Annotated in this window: 4 protein-coding genes; 3 read left to right on the forward strand and 1 reads right to left on the reverse strand. The window is 69.8% G+C overall.

Features of this window, described 5'->3' with window-relative positions; all coding sequences use genetic code 11:
- Window positions 1-128: 128 nt before the first annotated feature.
- Window positions 129-1,469 carry a UDP-N-acetylglucosamine 1-carboxyvinyltransferase gene (gene murA / locus ACFWSK_RS37400; protein ID WP_383796552.1) on the reverse strand — a complete coding sequence of 447 codons (1,341 nt, stop codon included), beginning with the start codon at window positions 1,467-1,469 and terminating at the stop codon, window positions 129-131.
- A gap of 275 nt (window positions 1,470-1,744) precedes the next feature.
- Here murA and ACFWSK_RS37405 point away from each other — a divergent pair, with 275 nt between their 5' ends.
- The 3 genes from ACFWSK_RS37405 to ACFWSK_RS37415 all read left to right on the forward strand — a co-directional run bounded on the left by ACFWSK_RS37405 (window position 1,745) and on the right by ACFWSK_RS37415 (window position 4,232).
- On the forward strand, window positions 1,745-2,305 hold the full coding sequence (locus ACFWSK_RS37405) for a YqgE/AlgH family protein (RefSeq protein ID WP_383796555.1): 561 nt from the start codon (window positions 1,745-1,747) through the stop codon (window positions 2,303-2,305).
- A gap of 108 nt (window positions 2,306-2,413) precedes the next feature.
- Complete coding sequence (locus tag ACFWSK_RS37410; RefSeq protein WP_072484142.1) at window positions 2,414-2,707, forward strand: DUF3039 domain-containing protein; 294 nt, start codon at window positions 2,414-2,416, stop codon at window positions 2,705-2,707.
- 220 nt (window positions 2,708-2,927) lie between these two features.
- A complete protein-coding gene (locus tag ACFWSK_RS37415) occupies window positions 2,928-4,232 on the forward strand; it encodes an extracellular solute-binding protein (RefSeq protein WP_383796558.1) in 1,305 nt (434 codons plus the stop codon).
- The last annotated feature ends 67 nt before the right edge of the window (window positions 4,233-4,299 follow it).

Below are 4,299 nucleotides of genomic sequence, written 5' to 3' on the forward strand. Positions count from 1 at the left end.
GCGGCCACCCCGTACGGGGTGGCCGCTCCTCGCCGTATACGGGCCTGAGAGCCCCCCTCACGCGCCGAACGGCGGCGTCCCCTTCCCGGGGGCCGCCGCCGTCCGTCGCGTGCCGCTGTGCGCCGTTGCTAGACGAGCGCTCCGCCCGGCAGCTCGACCTTCGCGCCGAGCTTCTCGAGCTTGTCCATGAAGTTCTCGTAGCCGCGGTTGATCAGGTCGATGCCGTGCACCCGGGAGGTGCCCTGCGCCGCCAGAGCGGCGATCAGGTACGAGAAGCCGCCGCGCAGGTCGGGAATGACCAGATCGGCGCCCTGGAGCTTCGTGGGCCCGGACACGACCGCCGAGTGCAGGAAGTTGCGCTGGCCGAAGCGGCAGTCGGAGCCGCCCAGGCATTCGCGGTAGAGCTGGATGTGAGCGCCCATCTGGTTGAGCGCCGACGTGAAGCCGAGCCGCGACTCGTACACCGTCTCGTGGACGATGGACAGGCCGCTGGCCTGCGTCAGCGCCACCACCAGGGGCTGCTGCCAGTCGGTCTGGAACCCGGGGTGCACGTCCGTCTCCAGGGCGATGGCGTTCAGCGCGCCGCCCGGATGCCAGAAGCGGATGCCCTCGTCGTCGATCTCGAAGGCCCCGCCGACCCGGCGGAAGGTGTTCAGGAAGGTCATCATCGAGCGCTGCTGGGCGCCGCGCACGTAGATGTTGCCTTCGGTCGCCAGCGCCGCGGACGCCCAGGAGGCGGCCTCCAGGCGGTCCGGGATCGCCCGGTGCGTGTACCCGTCGAGCCGGTCGACACCCGTGATCCGGATGGTCCGGTCGGTGTCCATCGAGATGATCGCGCCCATCTTCTGCAGTACGCAGATGAGGTCCTCGATCTCCGGCTCCACGGCCGCGTTGGACAGTTCGGTGACACCCTCGGCCAGCACGGCCGTCAGCAGTACCTGCTCGGTGGAGCCCACCGACGGGTACGGCAGCCGGATCTTCGTGCCGCGCAGTCGCTGCGGGGCCTCCAGGTACTGGCCGTCCGCCCGCTTCTCGATCGTCGCGCCGAACTGGCGCAGCACCTCGAAGTGGAAGTCGATGGGCCGGCCGCCGATGTCGCAGCCGCCGAGCCCCGGGATGAAGGCGTGGCCCAGGCGGTGCAGCAGCGGGCCGCAGAAGAGGATCGGGATGCGCGACGAGCCCGCGTGGGCATCGATGTCGGCGACGTTCGCGCTCTCGACGTGGGAGGGGTCGAGGATCAGTTCGCCCGGCTCCTCACCGGGACGGACGGTCACGCCGTGCAGCTGCAGAAGTCCCCGGACCACCCGTACATCACGGATGTCGGGCACGTTGCGGAGCCGGCTGGGCCCGCTTCCGAGCAGCGCGGCGACCATCGCCTTGGGCACCAGGTTCTTGGCGCCGCGGACGCGGATCTCGCCCTCGAGCGGGGTTCCGCCGTGGACAAGCAGGACATCGTCTGTGCCGGTCATGAATCTCGCGTTCCGGAGTGGTCGGGCGGGGGGCCATCGGAAAGGGTAATGGCCTCCTACCCCCCTTCCGTAAGGCAAACGGCCGTGTACGAACGTCATGAATCCGCCACAACACGCTCTGCCCAACACTCCTGGCGGAGGGTTACCGTCCGGAAGTGAACAGAACAGTGCGCTCCCCGTGCATCCGTGCGCCCCTGAGCTGCACTCGTAGCGATCGGGGACCGGCCGGTCCACTTGGTCCCCGCGGAAGCCGAAGATGCGGGATCATTTCTGCCATGACCGAGGTGTCCTCGCTCACAGGGCGGCTGCTCGTGGCCGCACCCGCCCTGGCGGACCCGAATTTCGACCGCGCGGTGGTGCTGCTCCTCGACCACGACGAGGAGGGCTCGCTCGGCGTGGTCCTGAACCGCCCGACCCCGGTCGGCGTCGGTGACATCCTCGCGCCCTGGGCCGGACTCGCCGGTGAACCGGACGTGGTCTTCCAGGGCGGCCCCGTCTCGCTCGACTCCGCGCTCGGCGTGGCGGTGATCCCCGGCGACGACGGGCCCCTCGGCTGGCGCAGGGTGCACGGGGCGATCGGACTGGTGGACCTGGAGACGCCGCCGGAGCTGCTGGCCGCGGCTCTCGGGTCGCTGCGGATCTTCGCCGGGTACGCGGGCTGGGGTCCTGGACAGCTGGAGGCGGAGCTCGGTGACGGCGCCTGGTACGTCGTGGAGTCCGAGCCCGGCGACGTGTCCTCGCCCCGCCCGGAGAGCCTCTGGCGGGCGGTCCTGCGGCGCCAGCGCAGCGAGCTCGCGATGATCGCGACGTACCCCGACGACCCGTCGCTGAACTGACGCCCGGCCGTTCGCCGGACCGGCGTGCGGCCCCGCGCCCGGCCGGCGGCGCGACCCGGCGCACCGGGCGGCTCCGCTACGGCCTGGCCTTCAGTACCCTTGACGGTTATGAGCACTCTTGAGCCCGAGCGCGGGGCAGGTACGGGGACCCTCGTAGAGCCGACCCCACAGGTGTCGAACGGCGACGGCGACCACGAGCGCTACGCCCATTACGTCCAGAAGGACAAGATCATGGCGAGTGCCCTGGAGGGCACCCCCGTGGTGGCACTGTGCGGCAAGGTCTGGGTACCGGGGCGCGACCCCAAGAAGTATCCGGTCTGCCCCATGTGCAAGGAGATCTACGAGTCCATGGGCGCCGGCGGCGACAAGGACAAGGGCAAGGGCGGCAAGGACAAGAAGTAGTCCTGGCAGGTCCGCGGTCGTAGAACGACCCGAGCAGGGCCCCCGGGGCGCGCAGGAACGCGCGCCCCGGGGGCCTTTGCGTTGCACGGGCTGCTCCCGCTGGTCACAGAGTGGTAGAGACCACTTGTCGGCACCCTGATGCGCACCTACTCTCCTGCCAGTTGTGCAGAACGAAACGTGCGTTGCACATGGTGCAACGACTGACCCGGTAGGGGCCCCGATGCATCTTTCTGCCCGAATTGCCGCCCCCGCTGCGGCGCTTGTGCTGGCGGGCCTCACCGCCACCGCCTGCGCCCCGCAGACCTCCGACACCAGCGCCAAGGGGGACGAGAAGTCCGGCACCCTCCGCGTCTGGCTGTTCCAGGAGGTCGGCAACAAGCCCAAGGAGCAGGTCGTCGACGCGGCCGTCGCCGATTTCGAGAAGAGCCACAAGGGCGCGAAGGCCGAGATCGAGTACATCCCCGTCGACACCCGCGCCCAGCGGATCAAGGCCGCCTTCAACGACCCGAAGAGCGCCCCCGACCTGATCGAGTACGGCAACACCGACACGGCCGGTTACGTGAAGGACGGCGGACTCGCCGATGTGAGCGAGGAGTTCGCGGCCTGGGACGAGGCCAAGGACACCGACCCGATCGCCAGGCAGTCCGTGACGGTCGGCGGCAAGGTCTACGGAGCCCCGCTCTTCGTCGGCGTACGGGCCCTGTACTACCGCACCGACGTCTTCGAGGACCTCGGCATCGAGGTCCCCAAGTCCCAGGCCGAGCTGATCTCCACCGCGAAGAAGGTCCACAAGGCGAAGCCGGACCTGTACGGCCTCGCGGTCGGCGGCGCGTACACCTACGGCGCGATGCCGTTCATCTGGGCCAACGGCGGCGAACTGGCCAACGAGACCGGTGGCACGTACAAGGCGGCCATCAACAGCGACAAGGCACGCAAGGGCATCGAGACGTACACCTCGCTCTTCGGGGACGCCAACTGCCCGGCCGCCAAGTGCGCCTCCATGGGCGGCAACGCGACCATCACCTCCTTCGCCTCGGGCAAGGCCGCCATGGCCATCGGCGGCGACTTCAGCCACACCGCGGTCGAGGCGGGCGCCGTGAAGGGCAAGTACGCGGTCGTACCGCTGCCCGGCGTCGCACCGGGTTCGATCGCACCGGCGTTCGCTGGCGGCAACAACATCGGCGTGCTCAAGAGCAGTTCGCACCGCACCCTGGCGGTGGACCTGATGAAGTCGCTGACCGGGAAGCAGACCCAGGCCAGGCTCTTCGACGCGATGGGCTTCCTGCCGACCTACACCGACGTACGGGACAACGCCGCGAAGAAGGAGCCCTTCGTCGCGCCGTTCGTCCAGACCCTCGGAGCGGGCGCCAAGTTCGTCCCCGCCTCGCCGGGCTGGGGCCAGATCGACGCCTCACTCGTCCTGCCGACGATGTTCCAGGAGATCGTCAGCGGACGTAAGGACGTGGCACAGGCGTCGGACGACGCCGCGAAGAAGATGGACGCGGCGTTCGCCGCCGCGGGCTGACGATGGCCGCGAACAGCACGACGTACAAGGCCCCCGCTCCCACGGGGACGGCCGGGGCGGGCGGCGC

The sequence above is a fragment of the Streptomyces sp. NPDC058620 genome, assembly GCF_042717135.1.
In the GTDB taxonomy this organism is placed as follows: domain Bacteria; phylum Actinomycetota; class Actinomycetes; order Streptomycetales; family Streptomycetaceae; genus Streptomyces.